Origin of the sequence: Xanthobacter luteus (assembly GCF_040049235.1) — a bacterium.
In the GTDB taxonomy this organism is placed as follows: domain Bacteria; phylum Pseudomonadota; class Alphaproteobacteria; order Rhizobiales; family Xanthobacteraceae; genus Xanthobacter.
In genome coordinates this window covers 588,090-612,717 of record NZ_JBDZDO010000001.1, presented here as the reverse complement: position 1 = coordinate 612,717, position 24,628 = coordinate 588,090, and the positions used below count along the sequence as shown (strand labels likewise).

Here is a 24,628-nt window from a genome sequence, read left to right as displayed (position 1 = left end):
CGATCACGCCCTGCTCAGCCGGAGGGGTAGAGCGGGGCGATGCGCGTCTTCCGTGCGCCGCGCGCGGCCTTGCGGCGCGCCGTCTGCTCGGCCCGGAACGCGGCGAGGAACTCGCGTCCCTTCCACACCGGCGCCTCCGGACGATAGAGCGCGTGATAGAGGCCGCGCACCGCAAGCGCCATGCGCGGCGTGCGCAGGCCATCGGCGCCGGCCGAGAGCCGCATCCAGGCAACGAAGGCGGCATGGGCGCTGGGCGCGTCGCCGGCCTTGCAGGCGCGCACCAGGGCATCCTCGGCCGCGCCGGCGCTCGCGAATGCCGGCGCGCGCGCCTTCGCCGGTCGGTCCGGCCGCGCCGGGGCGAAGCGTGGTCGGGCCGCACGGGCGGCCGCGGCGCGCGCCGCGCGGCGGCGGATCAGGCCGCGCCGCACCAGCATCGCGACGAGCGCGAGCAGCAGGGCTGCCGCCGCTCCCGCCCAGGCGAGCACCGGCACGCGTTCCAGCAGTTCCATGAGGTTCGGCCCCGGCGCGGCGGGCGTCGGCGCCGCGCGCTCGGGCGCCGGCGGAGCGGCGGGCGCGGCGGTGGCGGCGCCGAACCCGGATCCGCCGTCCTCCGGCGTCACCTGGAGCGTCACCGGCGGGAGCGCGGCGCGCTCCTGCCGCCCGGTGGCGGTGTTCCACCAGCCCACCTCGATGGCCGGCAGGGTGAAGGTGCCGGCGCGCGCCGGCACCACCGAGACCGTCTGCACCAGCTCCGCCCCGGTCTCGCCGTCGATGGTGACGCGGCCGGACTGGGCGGCGTCCTCGTACTGGCGCACGCCGTCCACCTCGGCCAAGGGCAATGGCGGCAGCTGGTTGGGGCTCGCCCCGCGCGCCTTGAGGCGGATGGTGCGGGCGAGCGCGACGCCGGCCTTCGCGGTCTCCGGCGGGGCCGACCATTGCTGCGTCAGGCGCACCTCCCGGGCCGGCAGGAACCAGCCCTGCGCCGCTTCCGGCCGCGGCGCCACGTTGAGCGTCACCGGCCGCGCCCGTAAGGTGACATCCTCGCCTTGGGTCGGGAGGAAGCCGCCGCGGCCGAGCAGGTTCGGCATCGCCGAGGCGGCCGGATTGGTGCGGGCGGGCACGGTGGCGTTGACGGTGAGCGGCTCGATCTCGATCCGCCCGCTCTTCTGCGGCTGCATCAGGAAGCTCTGCTCGATGACGCCGTAGCGCTTGCCGCCGATGGTGCGGAAATAGACGCGCTGCTTGCCTTCGGGGGTGAAGGCGGCGCCGTCGGCCTTCAGCTCGCCGAAACGGCCCGAGCGCATGCCGAGACTGTCGAAGATGCGGATCGACACCGGCACCAGGCTCTGGGCGTAGGCGCCGACCTCGCCCGCGTCCACCCGCACGAACAGCGGCGGGTTCCCGGCCGGCGGCTCCACCGGCACGGCCGGCACCACCTGCACCTTGAGCGGGGCGGAGGTCTGCCCCTTCACGGTGAGGCCCGGCACGGTGAGGACGCCGGCGCGCTTCGGCGCCAGCGTCATCACCCACTCGTTCACGTCCACCTGGCGCCCGCCCACCTCGTCGGTGCGGCTGCGCCGCGTGCGGTCGACGATCTCGAAGTCCCTGGCGAGGGGGGTCAGGTCCGGCGGCGCGCTGCTGTCGCCGTCGGAAAGGCTGAGCACGTAGTTGAAGGTCTCGTTGGCGCCCATGAAGTCATGGTCCACGGAGCCGGTCAGAAAGGCGGCGCGGGCGGCGGGCGCGAGGAGGAGGAGCGCGGCGAGGGCGCACGCGCCGGCGGCCGGCGGCAGGGCGCGGACGCGGCTCATCGGGGCTCCGTCCCCGGCGGGGTGCCGAAATAGTGGCTGCGGATGCGGGCGCGCAGCAGGCCGGCGGGGTCGTCCGGCACCATGCGCAGCATCTGCTCGCCGGTCTGGTCCTGCTCCGCCTTGGCGCGCGCGAGCGCGGCGGCGCTGGGCGGGGGCTGCTGCGGCGGCGGCTGCTGTTGCGGCGGCGGCTTCTGCAGGCCGGAAGCCTGGGCGGCGGGAGGTTTTGGTCCGGGAGGCTGTTGGCCGGGTTTGGGCGGAGCCGGGGGCTGCTCGCCCTGCGCCTGGTCCTTCTTCTCCTCGGCCGGATCCTTCTTGTCCTGGTCCTTTGGCTCCTTCTTGTCCTTGTCCTTCTTGTCCTGGCCACTCTTGGCCTTGTCGTTCTTATCCGGCTCGTTCTTGTCCTGGTCGTTCTTGTCCTGGTCGTTCTTGTCCTTGTCCTTCTTGTCCTGGCCACTCTTGGCCTTGTCGTTTTCCGCCGGTTTCTGGTCCTTCGCGTCGGTCTTGTCCTGCGGCGGCTGATCGGCGCCCTGCTTCTGCGGATCGGGCTTGCCTTGATCCTGCTTCTGCTGCCCGTCCTTGCCTTGTTCGCCGCCTTTGCCTTGCCCGCCACCTTTCGACGGCTCGTCGCCGGAGCCGGAGCCCTGCTGCTTCTTCTCCTCCTCTTGCTTCTGCTTTTCGAGGAGCTTGCGCAGCAGGTCGCGATTGTAGGCCGCGTCCTCGTGGCTCGGGTCGGCGGCGAGCGCCGTATCGTAGGCGGCGACGGCCTCCTCCAGCCGGCCGGCGCGGGCGAGCGCATTGCCGCGGTTGTAGTCGCCGCCCGGAATGCCGGCGAAGGCGTCCGCCGCCGCCGCGAATTCGCCGGCGCGGTAGAGCGCGTTGGCGCGCCAGACCGGGTCCTCGAACAGACCGGCGGCGGCGGCATAGTCCTGCTGCGCGAAGGCCGCCGCGCCCTGCTGGTCGGGGGTGAGCCACAGATTGCGCCAGCCCTCCGCCGAGAGCACCTCCGCCGCCTGCGCCCGGCCGGCGAGGGGGCCGCCGAGCGGCAGCGCGCCCGGGACCAGCGCGCCGACGAGCAGGACGGCAATCCAGCCGCGCCGGAAGGCGAGCGGGGCGAGGATCAGGACCCCGAGCAGCAGATACGGCCCCATGTCGGCCCACCGGTCGGCGGCGAGACCGCTCTGCTTCAGCACGTCCTCCAGCGGGTGGGAGAGGCTGCCGGCATAGATGCGCTCGAGGTCGGCGCCGTCCGCGCGGGCCGGCGTGAAGATGCCGCCGCCGGCGGCGGCGACGCTGCCGAGGCCCGCCGCGTCGAGGCGCGTGGTGAGGGTGGTGCCGTCCTTCGCGCGCAGCGGCGTGCCGTCATAGATGAGATAGGGGCTGGCTTCGGCGCCGCCGATGCCGATCGCGTTCACCTGATAGCCGGCGGCCGCGGCCGCCGCGGCCGCGGCCGCGGTGCGCCCGACGTCGTCGCCGGCGCCGTCGGCGATCAGCACGATGCGCCCGGTCGGGGCGTCGGCGCCCTTCAGCAGCTCCACCGCCCTGGCGATGGCGAGGTCGGGCCGGTCGTCCAGCACCGGCATCAGGTCGGTGGCGAGCTCGGGCAGCATCAGCCCCACCACCCGTGCATCCTCGGTCAGCGGGGAGGCGACGAACGGGCGGTCCGCATAGATCACGAGGCCCACCTGCCCGCCGCGCATGCGCTTCAGGATGTCCTCCACCTTGTGCCGCGCCGCGCCGAGGCGGCTCGGGCTCTGGTCCTGCGCATTCATGGACTGGGCAAGGCTCAGCACCACCACCGTGGGATCGATCCGGTCGAGGGCGGGGGTCGGCAGCTTGCGCCAGGTGGGCCCGGCCATGGCGAGGCTCGCCAGCCCCCAGCCCAGAAGCAAGGCCACCACCGGCCATTTGCGGGCGCCGCGCTCCTCGCTCATGGCGAGGTGGCGCAGCAGATGGGCATCCACGAGCTTGCCCCAGGCATTGCCGCCAGTGCCGAGCCGGCGCCAGACAAGGGCCGCCAGCAGCGCCGCCGGCAGCAGCGCGAGCAGCCATTCCGGCCGCAGGAAGTGGAAATCAGCCGGGATCATGGGCGCGCGCCCTCCCCGGCAGGCGGCGCGGCCTCGGCGGCCGGGCGGGCCGCAAAGCGCGGGCGCGCGAGCGCCACCGCGAAGGCGAGGCTCAGCACCAGCGCGAGGCCGAGCGGCCACTGGAACAAGGAGACGGTGGGCGTGAGGAACAGCGGATCTCCGGTCACCGGCTCCATGCGCTCGATGTCGTCATAGATGGCGGCGAGCCCGCGCCCGTCGCGGGCGCGGAAATAGCGCCCGCCGGTGAGCGCGGCGATCTTGGCGAGCGTCGCCTCGTCGAGGTCGGCGGAGGGATTGACGATCCGCTGGCCGAAGCCGAGCCCGCCGGGCAGGCGGTCGGCGCCGACGCCGATGGTGTAGATCTTCACCCCCGCCTGGCGCGCCAGTTCCGCCGCGTCCAGGGGGCCCAGCATGCCGGAATTGCTGGCGCCGTCGGTGAGCAGGATCAGCACCCTTTGGCCCTCGGGCCGGTCGCGCAGGGTCTTGACCGCCAGGGCGACGGCGTCGCCGATGGCGGTCTCCGGCCCGGCGAGGCCGATGCTGGCGCTGGCGAGCAGCTCGCGCACCACCTTGCGGTCGAAGGTGAGGGGCGCCTGCACATAAGCGCGGCTGCCGAACAGGATCAGCCCCACCCGGTCGCCCGTCCTGCGGGCGACGAATTCGTCCACCACCGACTTCACCACCGAGAGCCGGTCGGACAGCAGGATGCCGTCGAGCGAGAGGTCATCCCGCGCCATGGAGCCGGACAGGTCGACCGCCATCATCAGGTCGCGCCCGGCGACCGGCACCGGCATCGGCTGGCCCCGATAGGCCGGGCGGGCCGCCGCCGTCACCAGCAGCGCCCAGACCAGCGTGAGGAGCAGCAGCCGCAAGGCCTTGCCGCGCCGCGCGCCGGGCGTGGCGAGGCCGGCTTCGGCGAGATCCCTGAAGAACGGCACCCGCAGCGCGCCGGAGCGCGTCTGCCGGGCGCGCGGCATCAGCCCCCGCGCCAGGAGCGGCAGAGGCAGCAGCGCGAAGGCCCAGAGCCATTCGAACGCGATCATGCGTTGCTCCGGATCCAGCGGCGCACGCTCGCCACCACGCGCGTGCGGTCGATCCGATCGGCATCGGGCAGGCCGGGCGGCAGATAAGGCGCTTCGGCCACGAAGGCGCGCACCTCCTCCGGCAGGCCGGTCTTGCCGTCGCCGAGCACGCGCTGCCACTCCGCCCCGGTGAGCGCAGCGGCCCGCGGTCGGCCCGCGCGGGTCACCAGAACGCGGCGCATCAGCAGCGCCGCCTCCGCCGCCACGGCGCGGGCGTCGGCGTAGCGCCCGCGGTCGCGGGCGATGGCGTCGAGCGCGCGGGCGGCCTGGTAGGCGAGGGTCTGCCGGCGCCGCCATTCGAGGACGGCCACGATCGCGCCGAGCACCAGCACGAGGGCGGCGAGCATCCACCAGCCGGGCGCGGGCGGCCACCAGCCCACCGCAGCGGGCAGATGGACGTCGCGCAGCGAGGCCAAGGGGTCGAACGGCGCGGTTTGGTCGTAGACCGGCGAGGTCGGCGCCCCGAAGGGCGAGGCGAAGGGCGTGTCGCTCATGCGGCCGGGCTCCGTGCCGGCGCGCGCTTGCGCCCCATGCGCTCGGGATGGAGCGCCTCCTTCAGGTCGCAGCCGGTCTCGATCGGCACGAACGCCATGCCGCGCTGGTGCGCCGTCTGCTCCACCGCCGCCCGGCGTGCGGCGAAGCGGCGTGCATACGCCTCCCGGTTTCCGGGCTGGTCGGCGTCGAGGGTGGCGACGCCCGCGCCGTCCGAGATCTTGTGGGCCCCGCGCTCGGGCATGGCCGCTTCCAGGCGGTCATAGACGAACAGGGTGGTGACCTGGGACTGGAGCGCGAGGCGTCCCAGCTCGCGCGCCGCCGCCTCGTCGAAGTCGTGGAAGTCGCTGACGAGGAAGATCAGCGTGCCCGGCCGCGCCGCCACCCGCAGCCGCAGCAAGGCGTCGGACAAGCGCGGCTCCTGCTTTGGCGCGGGCCGGCCGAAGCCCTCCCGGGTGCCTTCGGCGAGCGCCTTCATGAAGCGCAGGAGGCCGGCGCGGCTGCGCTCCGGGCGGTGGGAGGCGACCGAGAACGGAGTGATGACCACGCCACCCACCCGGTCCCCCTCGGCGGCGCAGGTCCAGCCCAGCAACGCCGCCGCGCGCGCCGCCAGCACCGACTTGAAGCAGTCCCGCGTGCCGAAGCGCATGCGCGCGCGCATATCGGCGAGGATCAGGACCGGCCGCTCGCGCTCCTCCTGGAACAGCTTGGTGTGGGTGCGGCCGGTGCGGGCGGTGACGCGCCAGTCGATGGTGCGGATGTCGTCCCCCGGCTGATAGGCGCGCACCTCGTCGAATTCCATGCCGCGGCCGCGGAACGCCGAGCGGTAGCCGCCGAGCTGGCGGGTGCGCACCCGCGTGCCGGGCGTGAAACTGGCGCCGCCGCCCGGCCGGGCGGCGATCAGCTCGTCGAGCCCGGCCACGAGGCCGTAGGAGGCGGTCTTTCTGGTCTCGCTCATCGCCCCGCCGCGCCCGCGCTCAGCTCACCGGCACGCGGGCGATGAGCAGGTCCAGGAACCGATCGGTGTCGAGGCCGTCCGCCTGGGCCTCGAAGGTGAGCAGCACCCGGTGGCGCAGCGTCGCCTTGGCGATGGCCTGCACGTCCTCGGGCGTCACGTAGTCCCGCCCGCGCAGCCAGGCATGGGCGCGGGCGCAGCGATCGAGGGCGATGGTGCCGCGCGGGCTGGCGCCGAAGGCCACCGTGCCGGCGAGCTCATCGCCATAGAGTTCGGGATTGCGGGTCGCGAACACGAACTGGAGCAGATACTCCTCCACCGCCTCGGACATGTAGGTGGCGAGCGCCTGCTGGCGCGCGGCGAAGATCGTGGCCTGGGGCAGCGGCTCGCCAAAGGAGATCACATCGCCGCTCTGCTCGCCGCGCACCAGGCGCAGGATCGCGCGCTCGGCGGCGAGGTCGGGATAGCCGAGCTTGACCTGGAGCAGGAAGCGGTCGAGCTGCGCCTCGGGCAAAGGATAGGTGCCCTCCTGCTCGATCGGGTTCTGCGTCGCCATGACCAAAAACAGCTTGGGCAGGGCATAGGTGACGCCGCCCACCGTCACCTGCCGCTCGGCCATGGCCTCCAGCAGGGCCGCCTGGACCTTGGCGGGGGCGCGGTTGATCTCGTCGGCGAGGATGAAGTTGTGGAATACCGGTCCCGGCTGGAATGTGAAGCTGCCGTCCTCGGGCCGGTAGATGTCGGTGCCGGTGAGGTCGGAGGGCAAAAGGTCGGGCGTGAACTGGATGCGCTGGTCGTCGCAGTCGATGGCCTTGGCAAGCGCCTTGATGGCCTTGGTCTTGGCGAGGCCGGGCGCGCCCTCCACCAGGAGGTGGCCGTCGGCGAGCACCGCCACCAGCAGCAGTTCCACAAAGCCGCGCTGCCCCAGGATGCAGCTGTTCATATACTCGGCGAGTCGCAGGAAGGCCCTCCGGAGCCCCTCGGCGTCGGCAGATGCGACGGTGCGGGCGGCGTCGCGGGCGAAGGCGGGGTCGTGGCTCGAGTTCATCGTCAGAATATGTTCCAGCGGAAAAAGGCTCCGGTCGCAGAGCTTATACCGTCAGGAACAGGGCGCGGCGCAAGCCGGTGGGCCCTTCGCGCGGCGGACCGGTCGAACGGAGCGCCCTTTTTGTCGCGCCTCCGTGGCCGAATTCCGTCCGCGCGCCTGAAAATGCGCGCTTTGCATCGGCCGCGTGTTCCGCCCGCTTCCGCGGAGCGCGGGCGGCCGCAGGGAAGGCACGACGGTGCCCTGCGTCATTCCGCGCGGCTGCCGCGTCCTACTGGGCTTCCTTCTTGACGAACCACTTGTCGTAGATCTGCTGGTAGGTGCCGTTCTCGGCGATCTTCAGGAGCGCCGCGTTGATCGGCCGGCGCAGTTTGCTGCCGAGCGGAAAGATGATGCCGTAATTCTCGGTGCGGAACGGCTCGCCCGTGACCCGCACCTTACCGGCGCCTTCGGCGCTCGAATAAAAGAGCAGCACCGGCGCGTCATAGACCACCGCCACCGCTTGGCTGGAGCCGAGCGCCGCCACCGCCTCGGCGAAGGTCGCGAACTCGATCGGCACGGCGTGGATGTCGGCGAGGAAGCGGGCCGAGGTGCTGCCCTTCACCGTCGCCACTGCCTTGCCCACGAGGTCGGCGGGGCCGTTGATGTCGCCCTTCAGCGAGGACACCGTGAGCGTGGTCGCGGCGAGCGCGGTGAAATAGGCGATCAGGATCACGCCGGCATAGACCCAGATCAGCCAGACCAGGCGTCCGACCAGGCGCGTCGGCACGTTCTGGGCCTGGCCCACCATGCCCTCCGCCGCCCACAGCATGCCCTGGAAGAGACCGGGAAAATAGCGCCGCGAGATGTGGAGCGCGTCGTCCACGCGTCCGCGGTGGGTGAACCAGATGAGGTGGGCGGGAATGAGCAGCACCACCAAGAACAGCCCGAACACCTTCAGGGCCTCCTCCGAGAGCAGGCCGAGCAGGGCGCCCAGGGTGCCGCCCTGCTCCTCCGGCACCAGGATGGCGAGGCCGGAGCGGAACATGGGCTGGGAGAAGTCGAGATACTGCTCGCGTTCGGAGGTGATGGAAATGGCGGCGATGCCGACCTGGTCCTGGTCGTCGCGCACCGCGTTCAGCAGCTCCGGCAGCGGCCCGTGGACCTTGAACTCGCTACGGATCCCGGCCTCGGCGGCGATGGCGCGCCACAGGTCCACCGAGAAGCCGCTCAGGGTTCCGTCGGCGTTGCGCACCACGAAGGGCGCGACGATGCGGGTCGCGACGCTGACCTCGCCATTCTCGGCGCGGGCGGCGGGCGGGGCCGGATCGGCGGCGGGCGCCTGCGCCGCAGCGGGCGCGGCGAGGAGGCACCAGAGCAGGAGCAGCGCCGCGCCGGCCGCATGCATCAGGGCGCGAGGGCGCGCATGCCCTCCGCTGCGCTTTCCTTCGATCATTTGGCCCCCCGGCTCCCCTGCCCAACCCTTTGCCCCAACGCGCTCGGTTCGCACATATTTCCCTGCCGATCAAGGAATTGCGGTGGTATCGGAGCGCGCTGGGCCAGACGCGGGACGACGGGCCTCGCCCGTAAGATCGGTGACGCTGCGCCTCGACGCGCGCGCCCGGCGGGCCGGCCTCAGGCCGCCGCGTCGGTCTGGCCCTTGCCCCAGGTCACCAGGAAGCCGCGCACGAAGTCTTGGAAGGTCATGGTGAGGCGGCGCTTGGCGACGCGCTTCAGGGTCACCAGCACCACCTTGAGCGGGCGCACGCCGTCCTCCAGCGGCACGTTGACGATGCGCGTGCCGTCATAGGTGGTGGAGAGCGCCGGCTTGAGGTTCAAGATGGAATAGCCGAGCCCGTTGCCCACCAGCGTCCGCACCGCCTCGAAGGAGGACGAGCGATAGCGGATGTCGGGCTCGAGCCCGAGCGCGTAGAACAGCGACAGGAAGTATTCGCGCGTGTGCGGCAGGTCCATGAGGATCAGCGGCTCGGGGGCGAGTTCGCCGAGCCGCACGCTGCGTCGCTCCGCCAGCCGGTGGCTCTCGGGCAGTACGACAAAGGCCGGAAGCTCGGCCATGGGCACCGCTTGGAACTGGGCGGAGAGGCCGAGGTCGAAGGTGAGGGCGGTCTCGATGCGCCCGCTCTTGAGGCCCTGGAGGATCTCTTCCTGGTCGCCGATCTCGATCTGGAGGCGGATGCTCGGATAGCGCGCCGAGAACGAGCCCATGATGTTGGCGAACACCACCGGCGCGAGGTTGGTGAAGCAACCCACGGTGAGTTCGCCCTCCACGGCGTTGCCCAGCGCCCCGGCAATGCTCTCGAACTCGTCCGCATGGGCGAGCAGCCCGCGGGCCTCCAGCGCCACGAGCTGTCCGGATGGCGTCAGCGCGAGCCCTTTGGCCGGCTTTCGCACGAACAGCTGGAGCCCAACGTGCGCCTCGAATTCGCTCACGGTGGTCGACACCGAGCCTTGGCTGCGGCCGAGCCGGACCGCCGCCGCGGCGATGGTTCCACACTCCGCCACCGTGACGAAGGTGCGCAAGGCGCGCAGGGAAAAGTGGTTCATTTTTTCCGAACCTCAAATTCTGTTTCTTACGTCTTTTCGAATGCTGCTCCCGCGATACGATGCTTGCAAGAGGGGCCGAACGCGGCTCCGCCGCACCCAGCGCATTTTAAGGGAAGCTCTTGGCATGGAAGGTATTTCGGGGTCGGGCGCAAGCCGCAGGGTGGTGGTTGCTGCAGCGCACGTGGCGGCGCCGCCCTTCGACCTGCGCGGGGGCGTGGCGAAGGCGGTGAAGGTGATCGCCGAGGCGGCGCAGGCGGGCGCGCGGCTGGTCGTCTTTCCGGAATCCTTCATTCCCGGCTTCCCCATCTGGGCCGGGCTCTACCGGCCCATCGACGCCCATCGCTTCTTCCGCCGCTTTGCCGAGCACGCGCTGCTCTCGGACCGCGGCCCTATCGGCGAGATCGCCGCCGCCGCCGCGCGCCACCGCATCTTCGTCAGCCTCGGCTTCTGCGAGGTCTCGCCCACCAGCCCCGGCTGCATGTGGAACTCCCAGGCGCTGATCTCGGAGGCGGGCGAGATCGTGAACCTGCACCGCAAGCTGGTGCCCACCTTCTACGAGCAGCTGTCCTGGAACCGCGGCGACGCCGCCGGCCTGCGCGTGGTCGAGACCTCGCTCGCCCGCATCGGCGGCCTGATCTGCGGCGAGAACAACAATCCGCTCGCCCGCTACGTGCTCATGAGCGAGGGCGAGGAGATCCACTGCTCCTGCTATCCGGCCATCTGGCCGTTCCGCAATCCGCTGGGCGGGACGCCCTATGACCTGAAGGACTCGATCCGCTTCCGCACCGCCGCCCACGCCTTCGAGGCCAAGGTCTATTGCGTGGTCGCGGCCGGGGTGCTCGACGAGGCGACCATCGCCGCCATGAGCGAAGGCGACGACGAGGTGGAGCGCATGATGCGCGCTTGCCCGCGGGCCTCCTCCATGATCGTCGGTCCGACCGGCGAGCTCCTCGCCGACCGTCCGCCCGACGCGGAAGGCCTCGTGGTGGCCGAGATCGACCTTTCCCTGCTGGTGGAGCTGAAGCAGCACCACGACATGGCGGGCTATTATAACCGCCACGAGCTGTTCTCCCTCAGGGTGCGGCGGGAGCGCCCGCGCCTGCTGGAGAGCCTGAGCATCGATCCCTCCGGCTTCGACGGCGAGATGGAGCAGCCGGCGCCGTTCGGCGCGGCGGCGGAATAGGGGGGCGCCATGGCTGTCGCCACGCCCCTGCGCCGCTCCCTCCTGAGCGCGCCCGCCATCGGCGGCGCCGCCGTGCTCGCCTTCCTCGCCGCCTGGTGGGTCTCGGCGAACACGTTCGACCCCATGCGCATCCCGCAGCCGGGCGACGTATGGGATGCGGCGGTGCAGCTCGCCACCACCGGCTATGCGGGCGGCACGCTGATCGAGCACACGCTCCAGTCGATCACGCTCGCTTTCATGGGCTTCGCGGTGGCCGCCGGCACGGCGCTGCCGATCGGCCTCGCCATGGGCATGAGCCGCAGCGCGGAAGCGGTGTTCGGTCCCATCGTCGCCTTCATCCGGCCGATCCCGCCTCTGGCCTGGATCCCGCTCGCCATCATCTGGTTCGGGCTGGGGGACGGGGCGAAGATCTTCGTCATCTGGTTCACCGCCTTCGTGCCCACCCTCATCAACACCTTCACCGGCGTGCGCAACGTCGATCCCACCATCGTCGCCGCCGTCCGGGTGCACGGCGCCGGCCCGCGTCGCATGCTGCTCGACGTGATCCTGCCGGGCGCCGCGCCGCTGATCTTCACGGGGCTCAAGGTGTCGCTCCAGGCCTCCTGGATGGCGCTGGTAGCGGCGGAGCTGATCGGCGCCTTCTTCGGCCTCGGCCGGGTGCTGATGACGGCGGCCCAGGACATCTTCCCCGGCATGATCGTCGTCGCCATGGCGGCGGTGGCGGCGTGCGGCGCCACCATGACCTGGCTGCTCGGCGTCGTTGAGCGCCGCTGCCTGCCCTGGCTGAGGGTGACGCCATGACCATGGACATCCTCGCCAGGTCCGGTCTGCGACCGGCGCGGCGGCAGCCCCCGCGCCTTGGCCTGCGGCCGGGCACGCGGCTCACCCTGCTGTCGGCCGCCAGCATCGCGGTGGCGCTCGGCCTGTGGTTCGGCCTCGCCTGGTCCGGCCTGCTGCCCAAGATGCTCCTGCCATCGCCCTGGGACGTGGCGCAGGCGCTGGTGAAGAATATCGGCGTCCCGTTCGCCGGGGCGACGCTGCAGCAGCATTTGCTGGCGAGCCTCGGGCGCTTCTTCTCGGGCTTTGCTCTGGCGGTGGCGCTGGGGGTGCCGGTGGGGCTCGCCATGGGCTGGTTCGCGCCGTTCCGCTACGCCATCGCGCCCTTCTTCGAGACCTTCCGCTTCATCGCCCCGCTCGCCTGGGTGCCGTTCGCGGCCCTGTGGTTCGGCACCGGCATCGGCGGACCGATCCTGATCGTCTTCTCCGGCGCCTTCGCCGCCTGCGTCATCAACACCTTCCGCGGCGCGCAGATGACCGATGCCCGGCTCATCGAGGCCTGCCGCACCATGGGGGCGGGAAACTGGCGCCTGATCGTCGACGTGCTCCTGCCCTCGGCGCTGCCCTCCATCATGACGGGCATCCGGGTGGCGGCGGCGCTGGGCTGGCAGTCGCTGATCGGCGCCGAGCTGATCGTCGCCTCGTCGGGGGTGGGCTACCTGATCGTGCAGGGCCAGGGCTCGGTGGAGACCCCCATCGTCATGGCCGGCATGGCCACCATCGGCTTCGTCGGCCTCGTCATCGACCTCGGCCTGAGGCGCATCGACGCCCATATCGGCCGCAACTGGAGGGTGGACGCATGAGCGGCATCGCATTCACCGACGTCACCCGTGCCTTCGAGCGCAAGGGCGGCGCCTTCCAGGCGCTGGAGCCCGTCACGCTGAGCGTGCCCGACGGCGAGTTCGTCGCCATCGTCGGCCCCTCCGGCTGCGGCAAGACCACGCTGCTGCGCCTCGCCGCCGGGCTCGACCATCCCACCACCGGCACCGTCACGGTGGGCGGGCGGACCGTGACCGGGCCGGGGCCGGACCGGGCGGTGGTGTTCCAGCAGTTCGCCCTGCTGCCCTGGAAGACGGTGCGCCAGAACATCGGCTTCGGCCTGAAATGCCGTGGCATGGGCGATGCCGAGGCGCGCCCGCTGGTGGATCGCTATTTGGCCACCATGCGCCTGGAAGGCCATGGCGACAGCTATCCGCACCAGCTCTCCGGCGGCATGCAGCAGCGCGTCGCGATCGCCCGCTCCTTCATCCTGGAGCCCGAGGTGCTGCTCATGGACGAGCCGTTCGGCGCCCTCGACGCCCAGACCCGCATCGAGATGCAGGAGGAGCTGATCCGCCTCACCGCCGGCCAGCGCCGCACCGTGCTGTTCATCACCCACTCCGTGGAGGAGGCGACCTACCTCGCCGACCGCGTGGTGGTGATGGCCGGCCGGCCCGGCTCCATCCGCGAGATCGTCGACGTCGCCTCCCTGCGCACGTCGGAGCGCTGGGCCGAGCGCACGGTGGAAGAGGTGATGGAGCTCGAATCCTTCATCCGCATCCGCACCCGCCTCTGGCGCCTGCTGCGCTCGGCGGGCGCGCACCGGGAGGAGGGGGCGGCGCGCCGCCTGTCCATCGCCTCCTGAGAGGGGCGGAACAACCATAAGAAGACAAGACCTTCCAAAGAAACCGGGAACCGGAGTACAGACCATGGTCACTCGCAGAGCGCTTTGCGCACGCACGTTTCTTGCCGCCGGCTTGGCCCTCGCCGCGCCGATGCGCGCCGCCCCGGCCGGCGCCGAGCCGGTGAAGATCTCCTACCAGCCGGCGCTCTACTGGTCGCTGCCGTTCTACATCGCCACCGAGCGGGGATGGTGGAAGGAGATGGGGATCGAGCCGAGCTTCTCCACCTTCCCCGCCGGCCCGCAGCAGATCGCGGCCGCGCCCTCGAAATCCTGGGACATCGGCGGCACCGGCTCGCCCCCCGCGGTGCTCGGCGCGGTGCGCTTCAACCTCGTCACCATCGCCCTCGCCGACGACCAGTCCGACACCGCCTGGGTCGCCGCCCGCGCGAAGGACGCCGACGCGATCCTGAAGGATCCGTCCACCCTCAAGGGCAAGGAGATTCTGCTCACCACCAATTCCACCGGCCACTACACGGCCGTGGCGTGCCTGAAGAAGCTCGGCCTCGGCCCAAACGACGTCCGGGTGGTCAATCTCGGCCCGGCGCAGACCATCGCCGCCTATGCCTCCGGCAACGGCGCGCTCGCCGCCGCTTGGCCGCCATTCTCCTACACGCTCCAGGAGAAGGCCGACACCAAGACACTCTGCACCGGCCGCGATGGCGGCGCCGCGGTGACCGCCGCGGTGGTGGTGCGCGCCGACTATGCCGCCGAGCACCCGGAGATGGTGGCGAAGGTTCTGGCGGTCTATCTGCGCTCCATCGCCTGGCAGAAGAAGCACCGGGCGGAGACCATGGCCTACATGAAGACCTTCTATCCCGAAGGCGGCACCACGCTCTCGGACCACTTCATTGCGGTCGACTATGACAAGCGGCCGATCTACACCCTGGAGGAGCAGCTCAAGCTGTTCGATCGCTCGAAGGGCGCGTCCGTGATGGACACCTGGCACACCGACCTCGCCGAGTATCTCAAGTCCACCGGCACGCTCCAGAAGACCCCGGAGGCGAAGGACTACATCACCGACAAGTTCCTGAAGATGATCGCCGACGATCCGAAGCTGCGGGCCTTCGCCATGGACCAGAGCTGAGCCAGCCCATGAGCGACGGTCGCCCGCGCCTTTTTCCCAGCAGTCGGCCGGCGGGGCATGTCCCGCCGATCGTGCGCTACTCGTCCCGCTTCGACCATGCCCCCGAGCGCCTCGCGGTGCTGTTTATGGGCCTGTCGGCGCCGGACGGGAACCGCGCGGGGCGCGCGCTTGCCGATTTCCTCGCTGCCGCCGGGGCTGCGCCCGATGCGCCATGCCACTTCGACCGCGCCCGGTTCACCGACGCCGAGGGGCGGGCGAACCACATGGCGGCGCTCTATTGGCCCGATCGGGATGCTTTCGACCGCTGGGCCGCGACGCCCCTCATTGGTGAATGGCGACGGGGCACGCGGGCGCTCGCCGAGGACCTCGCCCAATGGTGGGAGCCGGTGAGCGTCGCCCCGCAGCGCGCCGAGACCATCGCGTTCGCGGAGTATCGGCGGGGTCTGTCGGCCTGTCCGTTCTCGCGCCTGGAGCCGATGGAGGAAACCGGCTATTGGGGCGCCGCGCGCGACCGCATCCCCGCCGCGGCGTTCGACCCGCTGGAAGCGGAGGTGCCACGCCTTGCCCCTTTGGACGCGCCGCCGCGCGCGCGCGGCGCCCGTCTCGCGGTCCGTCCGCCGGCGGGGCTGGCGGTGATCCGGTCGGGGGTCTCCTGGGCCGCCTGCGGCGCCGAACAGCGCGAAAGCTATGCGCGCAACGTCAAGCCCAAGCTCGACGCGGGCATGGACTATCTGCGCCGCAGCCCGCTCGATGCCGGCTGCCCCTCGCTGCGTCAGGTGGTGCTGGCCGATGGCGACGGCAGGCTTTTGGAGGAGGCCTATTCGCTCGGCCATTTCCTCTCGCTCGGCCACCTCGAGGCGTGGGCGAAGCATCACCCGACGCACCTTGCCATCTATCACCGGGCGATGGCGGAGCGTAAGAAGTACCAGGCGGCGCTGGAGCTGCGCACCTACAACGAGATCTATGTGCTGGAGCCCGGCGCGCCCGAGTTCGAGTACGTCAATTGCGATCCCGCCACCGGACTGCTCCCCTATTTTCCGGCGCGGGCGCTGCCGCCGGCCGGCTGACCGTTCCCTTCATGTCCTTCGACGCCCATTTCGTCACGACGGCGCTCGTCCTGTCGGTGGTGGTCGCCGCCGCGGCGGTGCTGCGCGGCTTCACCGGCTTCGGCTTCGGCCTGTTCGCGGTGCCGTTCGCCACGTTGTTCATGGAACCGGTGCGCGCGGTGCCGGTCGTGCTGGCGCTCCAGCTCGCCTCCGGAGCGGTGACGCTGCGCAGCGATCTCGGCACCATCGACCGTCGCAGCAGCACGTTCATCTCGGCGGCCGGGCTGCCGTTCGTGGTGCTGGGGGCGGCGATGCTCCATCTCGCGCCGCAGAGCCTGGTCCGGGTCGCCGTGGGATTGATCACCGTCGGCGCCTCGGTGGCGCTGGCGCTGGCGCCGCCCGTGCGCTCGCCGCGGCCGGGCCGGCTCCTCACGCTGGCGACGGGGGCGTCGTCCGGCTTCCTCCAGGGGCTGGTCGCCATGGGCGGGCCGCCGCTCACCGCCTTCTATCTGCGAGGCTGGTTCGCTCCGGCGGCGGCGCGCGCCTCCATGACCATGGTGTTCACCGTGTTCTGCGCGGCGCCGCTGGCGTTCAGCGCCGCCGCCGGCCAGATCGCGGGCCACGACGTCGCGCTCGCCGCCGCGCTGCTGCCGGCGCTGGTGCTGGGCACGCTGGCCGGTGGCTGGATCTTCCGCCGCGCGCCGGGCGGCCACCGCGCCGTCGCGCTTTTGGCCTTGGCCCTGGTGGGGCTGATGGCGGCGGGTCGCGGCGCGATGCTGCTCATTTCCGGCGGCTGAGCGGGGCCACCCGACCCGGGCGCGCCAGGCGCGTGTTCCGGCGCTAGATCGGGCTGATCCGATCCTGTCCCGCGAGCCGCTTCCACAGGCGCTCGGCCTCCGCCTTGCCGGGCTTGGCGGAGCGGTAGATGCGCACGTCCATGGTGGTCATCCATTCCGGCCCGCCGGCATAGACCAATTGGCCGCCGGCGATATCCCCCGCCACCGCGCTCTCCGGCAGCCAGGTCACGCCGCGGCCCTTGAGCGCCATGGCCTTGAGCGCCACCGCGAGCGCGCTCTCGAACACCGGGTCGAGCACCGGCGGACGGGCGTGGCCCGCCATCACGCTGTCGATCAGCTTGATGATGAAGGTGTGCGGCGCGTAGGCCAGATACGCCACCTTGTGGCCGCCCGGCCCATCGAGGCCGTGGAGCGGGCGGCCGGCGGCGTCGGGCGCGCACACCGGCACCAGCCGGTCGCGGGCGATGCGCAAGGACGGGAAATCGGCGCCGTTGAGCAGCAGCGGCCCGGAGGGGTGGAAATAGCACAGCATGAAGTCGCAGCCGCCCGAGGCGAGCTGGGCGACGCAATCGTGCAGCGACGAACAGATCATGCGCGCCCGCACCGGGCCGAGGGCTCGCTCCACGTCCTCGATCCAGTCCGGATAGAAGCTCAGCGCGATGGTGTGCAGCGTCGCGAAGGTGAGAAGCGGCCGACGGCTCGCCGAGGTGACGCGATGCTGGTCGCGCTCGCGGTACAGCATCTGCACCATGTCCTCGGCGGTCTTGCGGAACACCTTGCCCTCGTCGGTCAAGGAGACCGGGAAGGTGCTGCGGTCCACCAGCGGCGCGCCCAGCCAGGCTTCCAGATTCTGGATCCGCCGGCTGAAGGTCGGCTGGGTGACGTTGCGCATCTCCGCCGCGCGCGAGAAATTGAGGGTGGTGCTGAGGGCAAGGAAGTCCTCCAGCCAGGCGATCTCCATGGAATGCGCGATCCCCTTCGGCTCCCTCCGCCGCCCTGACGCCCCCTCGGGCGCCCCTTGGCGGACAAGCGGGCAGGGCGGTGCCCAAATCCGCGCCCTATGCAAGTTTTGCATGGCGCATGCGGAGATTCAATTTCTCAGCGCGCAGGTGAGCCCCTAGCCTTGCGCACCTGCCAGAGTCGCCGCGGCCGCGGCCCGCACCCTACAGCGACCTCGCGAGGTCAAAATCCGGCGAAAAGAGGGGATCGACACATGAACCACGCGCATGCGACGCCTTGGAGAACCCTGCTGGCCGCGGTGGCCGTGATCGGGCTTGCCGCCGCCACTCCGGCGAGTGCCCAGGACAAGGGCGAGCTCGACCGCATCGTCTCCTCGAAGGTGGTGCGCGTGGGAGCCATCGAGGCCTATCCCTACTATCGCAAGGATCTCGCCACCGACACCTGGACCGGCATCATCCCCGACCTCGCGCGGCTGATGTTCGGCTCGATCGGCGTCAAGGTGGAGTTCGTGCCCACCGAGTGGGGCACCGCCGCCGCCGGCCTCCAGGCCGGCAAGTTCGACATCGTCGGCGGCTTCAACGCCACGCCGCAGCGCGCGCTCGCGGTCGGCTTCTCGGACATCGTCGCCGAGAGCAAGATCGGCATCGTCGGCGCCGCCGACAAGGTCAAGGCCCTTTCCACCTGGGACGAGGTGAACCGCCCCGAGGTGCGCATCGCCGCCGTGGACGGCGCCTCCACCACCCGCGCCGCCCAGGAATTCCTGCCCAAGGCCACCTGGACGCTGGTGAAGTCCACCGACGCCATGATCCTGGAGCTGGAGACCGGCCGCGCCGACGTCATCCTCTCCAACGAGCCGACCCTCGCCTTGTTTCTGCAGGCGAAGAAGAAGGGCACCCTCGTGATCCCGACCCCGGTGCGGGCCCAGCCGATCAATTTCGGCCTGCGCAAGGAGGCGAAGGACCTCAAGGAGTGGATGGACATCACGCTCGAATACTACAAGATCTCCGGCGCCGTGAACGAGATCTGGACCAAGTATCTCGGCACGCGCTGAGCCGCCCACATGCAGGACACTTCCGGCGCGGCGCCGCTGCTCACCATCCGCGGCCTGCGCAAGAGCTTCGGCCCGATCGAGGTGCTCAAGGGCATCGACCTCGACATCGCCCGCCGGCAGGTGGTGGGCTTCATCGGCGCCAGCGGCTCGGGCAAGTCCACGCTCCTGCGGTGCCTCAACTTCCTGGAGGAGCCCACCGCCGGGGAGGTGCGCCTGGAGGGCGAGCTGATCGGCCTTTCGGAGAAGGGCGGCCGGCGCGCGCGCCTCGGCGCCGGCGAGCTCAGCCGGCAGCGGCGCCAGATGGCCATGGTGTTCCAGCAGTTCAACCTGTGGCCCCACAAGACGGCGCTGGAGAACGTGATGGAAGGCCCGGTGGTGGTGCAGAAGGTGCCGAAGGCCGAGGCCGAGGCCCGCGCCGTCGCCCTCCTCACCAAGGTCGGCCTCGCCGAACGCATGCACGCTTATCCGAGCCGGCTCTCCGGCGGCCAGCAGCAGCGCGTGGCGATCGCACGCGCGCTCGCCTTGCAGCCCAAGGTGATGCTGTTCGACGAGCCGACCTCGGCGCTCGATCCGGAGCTGGTGGGCGAGGTGCTGAAAGTCATCGCCGATCTCGCCAAAGAGGGCATGACCATGGTCGTCGTCACCCACGAGATGCGGTTCGCCCACCAGGTCTGCGACCAGGTGGTGTTCCTCGACCAGGGCGTGATCGCCGACATGGGCACGGCGGAGCACATCTTCGGCGGCACCGGCAACCGGCGCACGCTGGAATTCCTCGGCCGCTACCTCGACCACCGCAACTGAGGCGGCCCGACATGCAGCCCGCCTACGAATGGGATTTCTCGATCGTCCTCGAATATCGCGAGGTGTTCCTGCGGGCGATCGGCATGACGCTGACCCTGGCGCTGACCGTCATCGTCTGCGGCATGGCGCTCGGGCTCGCGCTCTATCTGGTGCGCGCCCATTCCTGGCGCGTGGTGACCATCGCCGTCACCGGCATCGTCGAGGTGCTGCGCGCGGTGCCGCCGCTGGTGCTGCTGGTGTGGATCTATTACTGTCTGCCGATCCTCACCGGGCTGTCGCTCAGCGGCTTCCAGACCGCGGTGCTGGCGCTCTCGCTCTACAGCTCGGCCTTCTATTCGGAAATCTTCCGCGCCGGCTTCCAGTCCATCGAGAAGGGGCAGGTGGAGGCGGCGCTCTCGGTGGGCATGACGCGCAGCCAGATCCTGCGCCGCATCACCGGGCCGCTCGCCTTCCAGCGGGTGTTTCCGCCGCTCGTGAGCCAGTGCGTGCTGGTGGTGAAGAACACCTCGCTCGCCGGCTACATCGCGGTGGCGGAAATCCTCTACCAGGGCCAGCAGATCAGCATCCGCACCTTCCGGCCGCTGGAGGTGCTGACCATCGTGGCGCTGATCTTCCTCGTCATCATCCTGCCGTTGACGTTCGCCGCCAACGCCTTGGAGGCAAAGTACCGCAAGAAGTATTTCGGGTGAGACAAACAGGTATTGGGAGCGACTGGAAATGCCGTACGTGCGCGTTGAGATGATCGAGGGCCGCAGCGAGGAAAAGAAGGCGGAGCTGGCCAAGCGCATCACCGAGACCATGGTGGAATGCGCCGGCGTCAGCGCCGAGAGCGTCTTCGTCGTGTTCGAGGACGTCAAGGCCGAGAACTGGGCGGTGGGTGGCACCCTGATCTCGGCGCGCAAGCGCGCCGCCGCCAAATGAGCGGCGGCCAGACGCGCGCGCCGGCGCCCGCCGGCACGGCTGGGCGCCGGGTCCTCGTGGTGGGCGCGGGCATCGTCGGCATCTGCTCGGCCGCCTACCTCCAGCGCGCGGGCTTCCAGGTGACCGTGGTGGACCGCCTGGCGCCGGGCGAGGGCTGTTCGTTCGGCAATGCCGGCAATGTCAGTCCCGGCGCGGTGGTGCCCTATTCCATGCCCGGCACGCTGCTGAACGTGCCCCGCTGGCTGTTCGACCCGCTCGGGCCGCTGTCCTTGCCTCCGGCGCACCTGCCGAAGCTTTTGCCCTGGCTGCTGGGCTGGATGGCGGCGAGCCGGCCGTCCCAGGTGCGCCGCATCTCCAAGGCCATGCACGCCTTGCACCAGCCGGTGTTCGAGGCCTATGCGCCGCTGCTGGCGGCGGCGGGCGGATCGGACCTGATCGTCATGACCGGCCAGCTCTACGTCTCCTCCAAGCCCGGTCCGCTCGACAGCCCGCTTGCCCGCGAGCTGCGCCAGGCCGCCGGCATCCGCGCCGAGGACATCAGCGGCCCGCAGGTGCGCGAGGTGGAGCCCACTTTGGCGCCGCATTTCCAGAGCGGCCTGCTGCTGCCCGACAACGGCACCTGCCTCAACCCGCACCGCGTGGTCACCGTGCTCGCCGAGCAGGTGGCGCGCGACGGCGGCGCGATCCGGCGCGGCGCGGTGCGCGGCTTCCGCATGGAGGCCGGGGTTCCGGTCGCGGCGCTCACCGAGGACGGGGAGATCGCCTTCGACAGGCTGGTGCTCGCCGCCGGCGCCTGGTCCAACGCTTTGTCGCGCCAGCTCGGCCTCGACGTGCGGCTGGAGGCGGAGCGCGGCTATCACGTCACCATCGCCGACCCCGGCCCGATGCCGCGCATCCCCGTGACCAACCGGGATTCGAGCTTCGCCACCGCGCCCATGGAGATGGGCCTGCGGCTTGCCGGGACGGCCGAATATGCCGGCCTCGACGCGCCGCCCAACTGGCGCCGCGCGCGCATCCTGCTGGAGCACGGCCGGCGCATGTATCCCGGCCTGTCGACGGCGCGGGTGAGCGAATGGATGGGCTGCCGGCCCACCTTGCCGGACGGGCTGCCCATCATCGACCGCTCGGCCCGCCATCCCAACGTCGTGTTCGCCTTCGGCCATTCCCATTTTGGCCTCACGGCGGCACCCGCCACCGGGCGGATCGTCGCCGATCTGGCCGCCGGCCGCACGCCGCAGAGCATCGACATCGCCCCCTATCGGGCGAGCCGGTTCGCGGCGTGAGGCCCGCTTTGGGGAGCGCGCGCCCATGACGCCCGCGGCTCGCGCGGCGGACATCGTCGTCATTGGCGGCGGCCTCGTCGGCGCGGCGCTCGCCTACGGGCTGGCGCGGGCAGGGGCAAAGCCGCTGCTGCTCGACGGCGACGACCGCGATCTGCGCGCGGCGCGGGCGAATTTCGGCATCATCTGGGTGCAGGGCAAGGGGCCGGGCATGCCGGCCTACCAGTGCCTGACCCGGCGAAGCGCCAGCCTGTGGCCGGAGCTTGCCCGCGAGCTCGCCGAGGCGAGCGGCGTCGGCCTCGATTTCCGGCGGTCCGGAGGTCTGCACTTCTGCCTCGGCGCCGACGAATATGCGGCCCGCGCCGCCCTCCTCGATCGCCTCGCGGGCGAACTCGGGACCGACGGCTACGACACGCAGATGGTCGAGCGCGGCGCCTTGGAGCGGCTGCTGCCCGGCGCGCGGCTCGGCCAGGAGGTGGTGGGCGCCTCCTTCTGCGCCGGCGACGGCGAGGTCAACCCGCTGCGCGCGCTCCACGCCTTCCAGGTGGCGGCCATGCGGCTCGGCGCCGAGATCCGCGGCGCCAGCCCGGTCTCGCACATCGTGGTGCGCGAGGGGGCCTACACGCTCTCGACCCCCGAGGGTCCGGTGCGGGCGGGGCGGATCGTGATTGCCGCCGGCAACGGCCTCGGCCCGCTCGCCGCGCAGGCGGGGCTCGGCGTGCCGCTGCGCCCGCAGCGCGGGCAGCTGCTGGTAACCGAGCGTCTCGCCCCGCTTTTGCCTTTGCCGACCGTGCCCCTGCGCCAGACGGCGGAAGGCGGCGTACTCATCGGCTCCACCCAGGAGGAGGTCGGGCGCGACACCGGCACCACGGTGGAGGGGGCGGCGCACATGGCGGCGCGCGCCTGCCGCATCCTGCCGGCGCTCGAGCATATGACGGTGGTGCGCCACTGGGCGGGCCTGCGGGTGATGACGCCGGACGGCCATCCCATCTATGCGCAATCGCCCGACGGCGGCGCCTTCGTCACCCTGTGCCATTCCGGGGTGACGCTGGCGGCCGCCCACGCGCTCGAGATCGCCCCCGCCATTGCGCGCGGGGCGCTGCCCGCGGCGCTCGCGCCCTTCCATCCGGACCGGTTCCATGTTCCGAACACTGCCTGACCTTCCCGGCGCGGCCGTGCGCATCCTGATCGACGGCGCTGACGTTGCCGCGCGCGAGGGCGAGCCGCTGGCCGCGGTCCTGCTGCGCACCGCGCCCTTCACCGCCCGCACGACCCCCGTGACCGGCGCGCCGCGCGGCCCCTATTGCCTGATCGGCGCCTGCTTCGACTGCCTGGTGGTGGTGGACGGCGTGCCCTCGCGCCGCGCCTGCATGGTGCCGGTGCGCGCCGGCCTGCGGGTGGAGCGCCAGCACGGGCGGCGCGAGGCGGCGCCATGAGCCGCCCTCCGCGCGTGGACGCGCTCGTCGTCGGCGCCGGACCCGCCGGCATGGCGGCGGCGCTGCGGCTGCGGCATGCCGGCCTCTCGGTGCGCGTGGTCGACGACGCGCCGGCGCCCGGCGGCCAGATCTGGCGCGCCGCCGAGGCGAACGCCGCTCGGGCCGGCACGCTGGGCGCCGACTATGCGCGCGGGATCGGCGTGGCGGAACGCTTCCGCGCCTGCGGCGCCGATTACCGCCCGGGCATCGAGCTCTGGCGGCTCGATCCGGGCTGGCAGGCGCATGTGAAGCAGGACGGCGCGCTCGGCCGCATCGATGCCGGCGCCGTGGTGCTCGCCACCGGGGCGCTGGAGCGCCCGGTGCCGTTTCCCGGATGGACGCTGCCCGGGGTCGTCACCGTGGGCGGCGCGCAGACGCTGCTGAAGGCGGCGGGACAGGTGCCAACAGGGCCGGTCTGGATCGCCGGCAGCGGGCCGCTGGTGCTGCTTTATGCGGCGCAGATCCTGGCGCTCGGCGGCGCCATCGCCGGCTGGCTCGACACCGCGCCGGCCGGGAACCGGGCGGCGGCGGCTTTGGCCGGCCTGCGCCGGCCGCGCGCGCTTTCGCGCCATGCCGGCGATCTCATGAAAGGGCTCGGCTGGCGCCTCAAGCTGGCGCTGGCGCGGGTGCCGGTGATCTCCGTGCGCGCGGTGGCGGCGGAGGGGGAGGGGCGCATCGCGGCGGTGCGCTTCGTGACCCAGGCGGGGCGGGAAGAGCGGCGTCCGGCGCAATTGCTGCTGGTGCATGAGGGCGTGGTCCCCAACATCCATGCCACGCTGGCGCTGGACTGCGTCCATGACTGGTGCCCCGACCAGGAGTGCTTCGCGCCGCGCCTCGACGCCTTCCGCATGACCAGCCGCGACGGACTGTTCGTGGCGGGCGACGGCGGCGGCATCCTCGGCGCCCGGGGAGCGGCGTGGTCCGGCACCCTTGCCGCGCTCGGCGTGCTTGCCCGCGGCGGGCACCTGAGCCCGGCCGCGGCGGCCCAGGAGGCCGGCCCGCTCCGGCGGCGGCTCGCGTCGGAGGCCGGCTTCCGCGCCTTCCTCGACGCGCTCTACCGGCCCCGCAGGGACGTCCTGGCGCCGTCGGGCGAGACGCTGGTGTGCCGCTGCGAGGAGGTGAGCGCCGACGCGGTCCGCCGCGCGGCCGCGCTCCCTGGCGCCGGCCCGAACCAGATCAAGGCGTTCACCCGCACCGGCATGGGCCCCTGCCAGGGGCGCCAATGCGCGGCGACGCTCGCGCGCCTGGTCGCCGAGGTCCAGGGCCGCAGCATGGAGAGCGTCGGCTGCCTCACCATCCGCCCGCCCCTGAAGCCGGTGACGGTGGGCGAGCTGGCGCAGGCGGCGGAGCAGCACATCTAGGCGCCGGAGGACGGCGGGCAGGGTGCCTTGGTCGACGACCGGCAGGGATGGGGGCGGTGCCACGCGTTCGGGGCGGGTGTGGGGCTGGCTCACCCCGAGCGAGCGCCGATGGCGAGGGGGTGGCTCCCTGAGCAGACTTCAATCTGTTGATTTTGCTAT

Annotated in this window: 24 protein-coding genes; 15 read left to right on the top strand and 9 right to left on the bottom strand. The window is 71.7% G+C overall.

Going from position 1 to position 24,628, the window contains the following annotated elements:
• Positions 1-14 precede the first annotated feature (14 nt).
• The 8 genes from ABLE88_RS03035 to ABLE88_RS03000 all read right to left on the bottom strand — a co-directional run bounded on the left by ABLE88_RS03035 (position 15) and on the right by ABLE88_RS03000 (position 10,010).
• Positions 15-1,808: a BatD family protein gene (locus ABLE88_RS03035; protein ID WP_348829961.1), complete on the bottom strand. Its 1,794-nt coding sequence runs from the start codon at positions 1,806-1,808 to the stop codon at positions 15-17.
• Entirely contained in the window at positions 1,805-3,892 is a 2,088-nt protein-coding gene (locus ABLE88_RS03030; RefSeq protein WP_348829959.1) for a VWA domain-containing protein, read from the bottom strand. The genes ABLE88_RS03035 and ABLE88_RS03030 overlap by 4 nt, the downstream gene beginning before the upstream one ends.
• Positions 3,889-4,935, bottom strand: a complete 1,047-nt coding sequence (locus ABLE88_RS03025) for a VWA domain-containing protein (RefSeq protein ID WP_348829957.1) — start codon at positions 4,933-4,935, stop codon at positions 3,889-3,891. Before ABLE88_RS03025 ends, ABLE88_RS03030 begins: the two co-directional genes overlap by 4 nt.
• Positions 4,932-5,468 (bottom strand): DUF4381 domain-containing protein, encoded by a 537-nt coding sequence (locus tag ABLE88_RS03020; RefSeq protein ID WP_348829956.1) that lies wholly within the window; start codon positions 5,466-5,468, stop codon positions 4,932-4,934. Before ABLE88_RS03020 ends, ABLE88_RS03025 begins: the two co-directional genes overlap by 4 nt.
• Positions 5,465-6,424, bottom strand: coding sequence for a DUF58 domain-containing protein (locus ABLE88_RS03015; protein ID WP_348829955.1), 960 nt, complete (start codon positions 6,422-6,424; stop codon positions 5,465-5,467). Before ABLE88_RS03015 ends, ABLE88_RS03020 begins: the two co-directional genes overlap by 4 nt.
• A gap of 19 nt (positions 6,425-6,443) precedes the next feature.
• Positions 6,444-7,364, bottom strand: coding sequence for an AAA family ATPase (locus ABLE88_RS03010; protein ID WP_348831068.1), 921 nt, complete (start codon positions 7,362-7,364; stop codon positions 6,444-6,446).
• Between the two features lie 373 nt (positions 7,365-7,737).
• Positions 7,738-8,853: a transporter substrate-binding domain-containing protein gene (locus ABLE88_RS03005; protein WP_348829953.1), complete on the bottom strand. Its 1,116-nt coding sequence runs from the start codon at positions 8,851-8,853 to the stop codon at positions 7,738-7,740.
• A 227-nt stretch (positions 8,854-9,080) separates the two neighbouring features.
• A complete protein-coding gene (locus ABLE88_RS03000) occupies positions 9,081-10,010 on the bottom strand; it encodes a LysR family transcriptional regulator (protein WP_348829952.1) in 930 nt (309 codons plus the stop codon).
• Positions 10,011-10,134: 124 nt separating this feature from the next.
• Here ABLE88_RS03000 and ABLE88_RS02995 point away from each other — a divergent pair, with 124 nt between their 5' ends.
• The 7 genes from ABLE88_RS02995 (at position 10,135) to ABLE88_RS02965 (ending at position 16,620) form a co-directional block, all read left to right on the top strand.
• Complete coding sequence (locus ABLE88_RS02995) at positions 10,135-11,193, top strand: carbon-nitrogen hydrolase family protein (RefSeq protein WP_348829950.1); 1,059 nt, start codon at positions 10,135-10,137, stop codon at positions 11,191-11,193.
• A gap of 9 nt (positions 11,194-11,202) precedes the next feature.
• Positions 11,203-11,994, top strand: a complete 792-nt coding sequence (locus ABLE88_RS02990; RefSeq protein ID WP_348829949.1) for an ABC transporter permease — start codon at positions 11,203-11,205, stop codon at positions 11,992-11,994.
• Positions 11,991-12,833: an ABC transporter permease gene (locus tag ABLE88_RS02985; protein WP_348829948.1), complete on the top strand. Its 843-nt coding sequence runs from the start codon at positions 11,991-11,993 to the stop codon at positions 12,831-12,833. Before ABLE88_RS02990 ends, ABLE88_RS02985 begins: the two co-directional genes overlap by 4 nt.
• Complete coding sequence (locus ABLE88_RS02980; protein ID WP_348829947.1) at positions 12,830-13,654, top strand: ABC transporter ATP-binding protein; 825 nt, start codon at positions 12,830-12,832, stop codon at positions 13,652-13,654. The genes ABLE88_RS02985 and ABLE88_RS02980 overlap by 4 nt, the downstream gene beginning before the upstream one ends.
• A 64-nt stretch (positions 13,655-13,718) precedes the next feature.
• Positions 13,719-14,777 (top strand): ABC transporter substrate-binding protein, encoded by a 1,059-nt coding sequence (locus ABLE88_RS02975; RefSeq protein ID WP_348829946.1) that lies wholly within the window; start codon positions 13,719-13,721, stop codon positions 14,775-14,777.
• 8 nt (positions 14,778-14,785) lie between these two features.
• Positions 14,786-15,844, top strand: coding sequence for a phenylacetaldoxime dehydratase family protein (locus tag ABLE88_RS02970; RefSeq protein WP_348829945.1), 1,059 nt, complete (start codon positions 14,786-14,788; stop codon positions 15,842-15,844).
• Between the two features lie 11 nt (positions 15,845-15,855).
• Positions 15,856-16,620 carry a TSUP family transporter gene (locus ABLE88_RS02965; protein WP_348829944.1) on the top strand — a complete coding sequence of 255 codons (765 nt, stop codon included), beginning with the start codon at positions 15,856-15,858 and terminating at the stop codon, positions 16,618-16,620.
• A gap of 43 nt (positions 16,621-16,663) precedes the next feature.
• On the opposite strand, the gene ABLE88_RS02960 is transcribed toward ABLE88_RS02965, so the two are convergent.
• Positions 16,664-17,581 (bottom strand): LysR substrate-binding domain-containing protein, encoded by a 918-nt coding sequence (locus tag ABLE88_RS02960; RefSeq protein WP_348829942.1) that lies wholly within the window; start codon positions 17,579-17,581, stop codon positions 16,664-16,666.
• 252 nt (positions 17,582-17,833) lie between these two features.
• On the opposite strand from ABLE88_RS02960, the gene ABLE88_RS02955 reads away from it, so the two are divergent.
• From ABLE88_RS02955 to ABLE88_RS02920, 8 genes are read left to right on the top strand one after another with little or no spacing between them, the layout of a single operon-like run.
• A complete protein-coding gene (locus ABLE88_RS02955) occupies positions 17,834-18,631 on the top strand; it encodes a transporter substrate-binding domain-containing protein (protein ID WP_348829940.1) in 798 nt (265 codons plus the stop codon).
• 9 nt (positions 18,632-18,640) lie between these two features.
• Positions 18,641-19,432 carry an amino acid ABC transporter ATP-binding protein gene (locus ABLE88_RS02950; RefSeq protein WP_348829938.1) on the top strand — a complete coding sequence of 264 codons (792 nt, stop codon included), beginning with the start codon at positions 18,641-18,643 and terminating at the stop codon, positions 19,430-19,432.
• Between the two features lie 11 nt (positions 19,433-19,443).
• Positions 19,444-20,121 carry an amino acid ABC transporter permease gene (locus ABLE88_RS02945; RefSeq protein WP_348829937.1) on the top strand — a complete coding sequence of 226 codons (678 nt, stop codon included), beginning with the start codon at positions 19,444-19,446 and terminating at the stop codon, positions 20,119-20,121.
• Positions 20,122-20,149: 28 nt separating this feature from the next.
• Complete coding sequence (gene thmT / locus ABLE88_RS02940) at positions 20,150-20,353, top strand: 2-hydroxymuconate tautomerase (RefSeq protein ID WP_348829936.1); 204 nt, start codon at positions 20,150-20,152, stop codon at positions 20,351-20,353.
• Positions 20,350-21,636: an NAD(P)/FAD-dependent oxidoreductase gene (locus ABLE88_RS02935; RefSeq protein ID WP_348829934.1), complete on the top strand. Its 1,287-nt coding sequence runs from the start codon at positions 20,350-20,352 to the stop codon at positions 21,634-21,636. The genes thmT and ABLE88_RS02935 overlap by 4 nt, the downstream gene beginning before the upstream one ends.
• Before the next feature lie 25 nt (positions 21,637-21,661).
• On the top strand, positions 21,662-22,792 hold the full coding sequence (locus ABLE88_RS02930; RefSeq protein WP_348829933.1) for an NAD(P)/FAD-dependent oxidoreductase: 1,131 nt from the start codon (positions 21,662-21,664) through the stop codon (positions 22,790-22,792).
• Entirely contained in the window at positions 22,773-23,069 is a 297-nt protein-coding gene (locus ABLE88_RS02925; protein WP_348829932.1) for a (2Fe-2S)-binding protein, read from the top strand. The genes ABLE88_RS02930 and ABLE88_RS02925 overlap by 20 nt, the downstream gene beginning before the upstream one ends.
• A complete protein-coding gene (locus ABLE88_RS02920; RefSeq protein ID WP_348829931.1) occupies positions 23,066-24,469 on the top strand; it encodes an FAD-dependent oxidoreductase in 1,404 nt (467 codons plus the stop codon). The genes ABLE88_RS02925 and ABLE88_RS02920 overlap by 4 nt, the downstream gene beginning before the upstream one ends.
• The last annotated feature ends 159 nt before the right edge of the window (positions 24,470-24,628 follow it).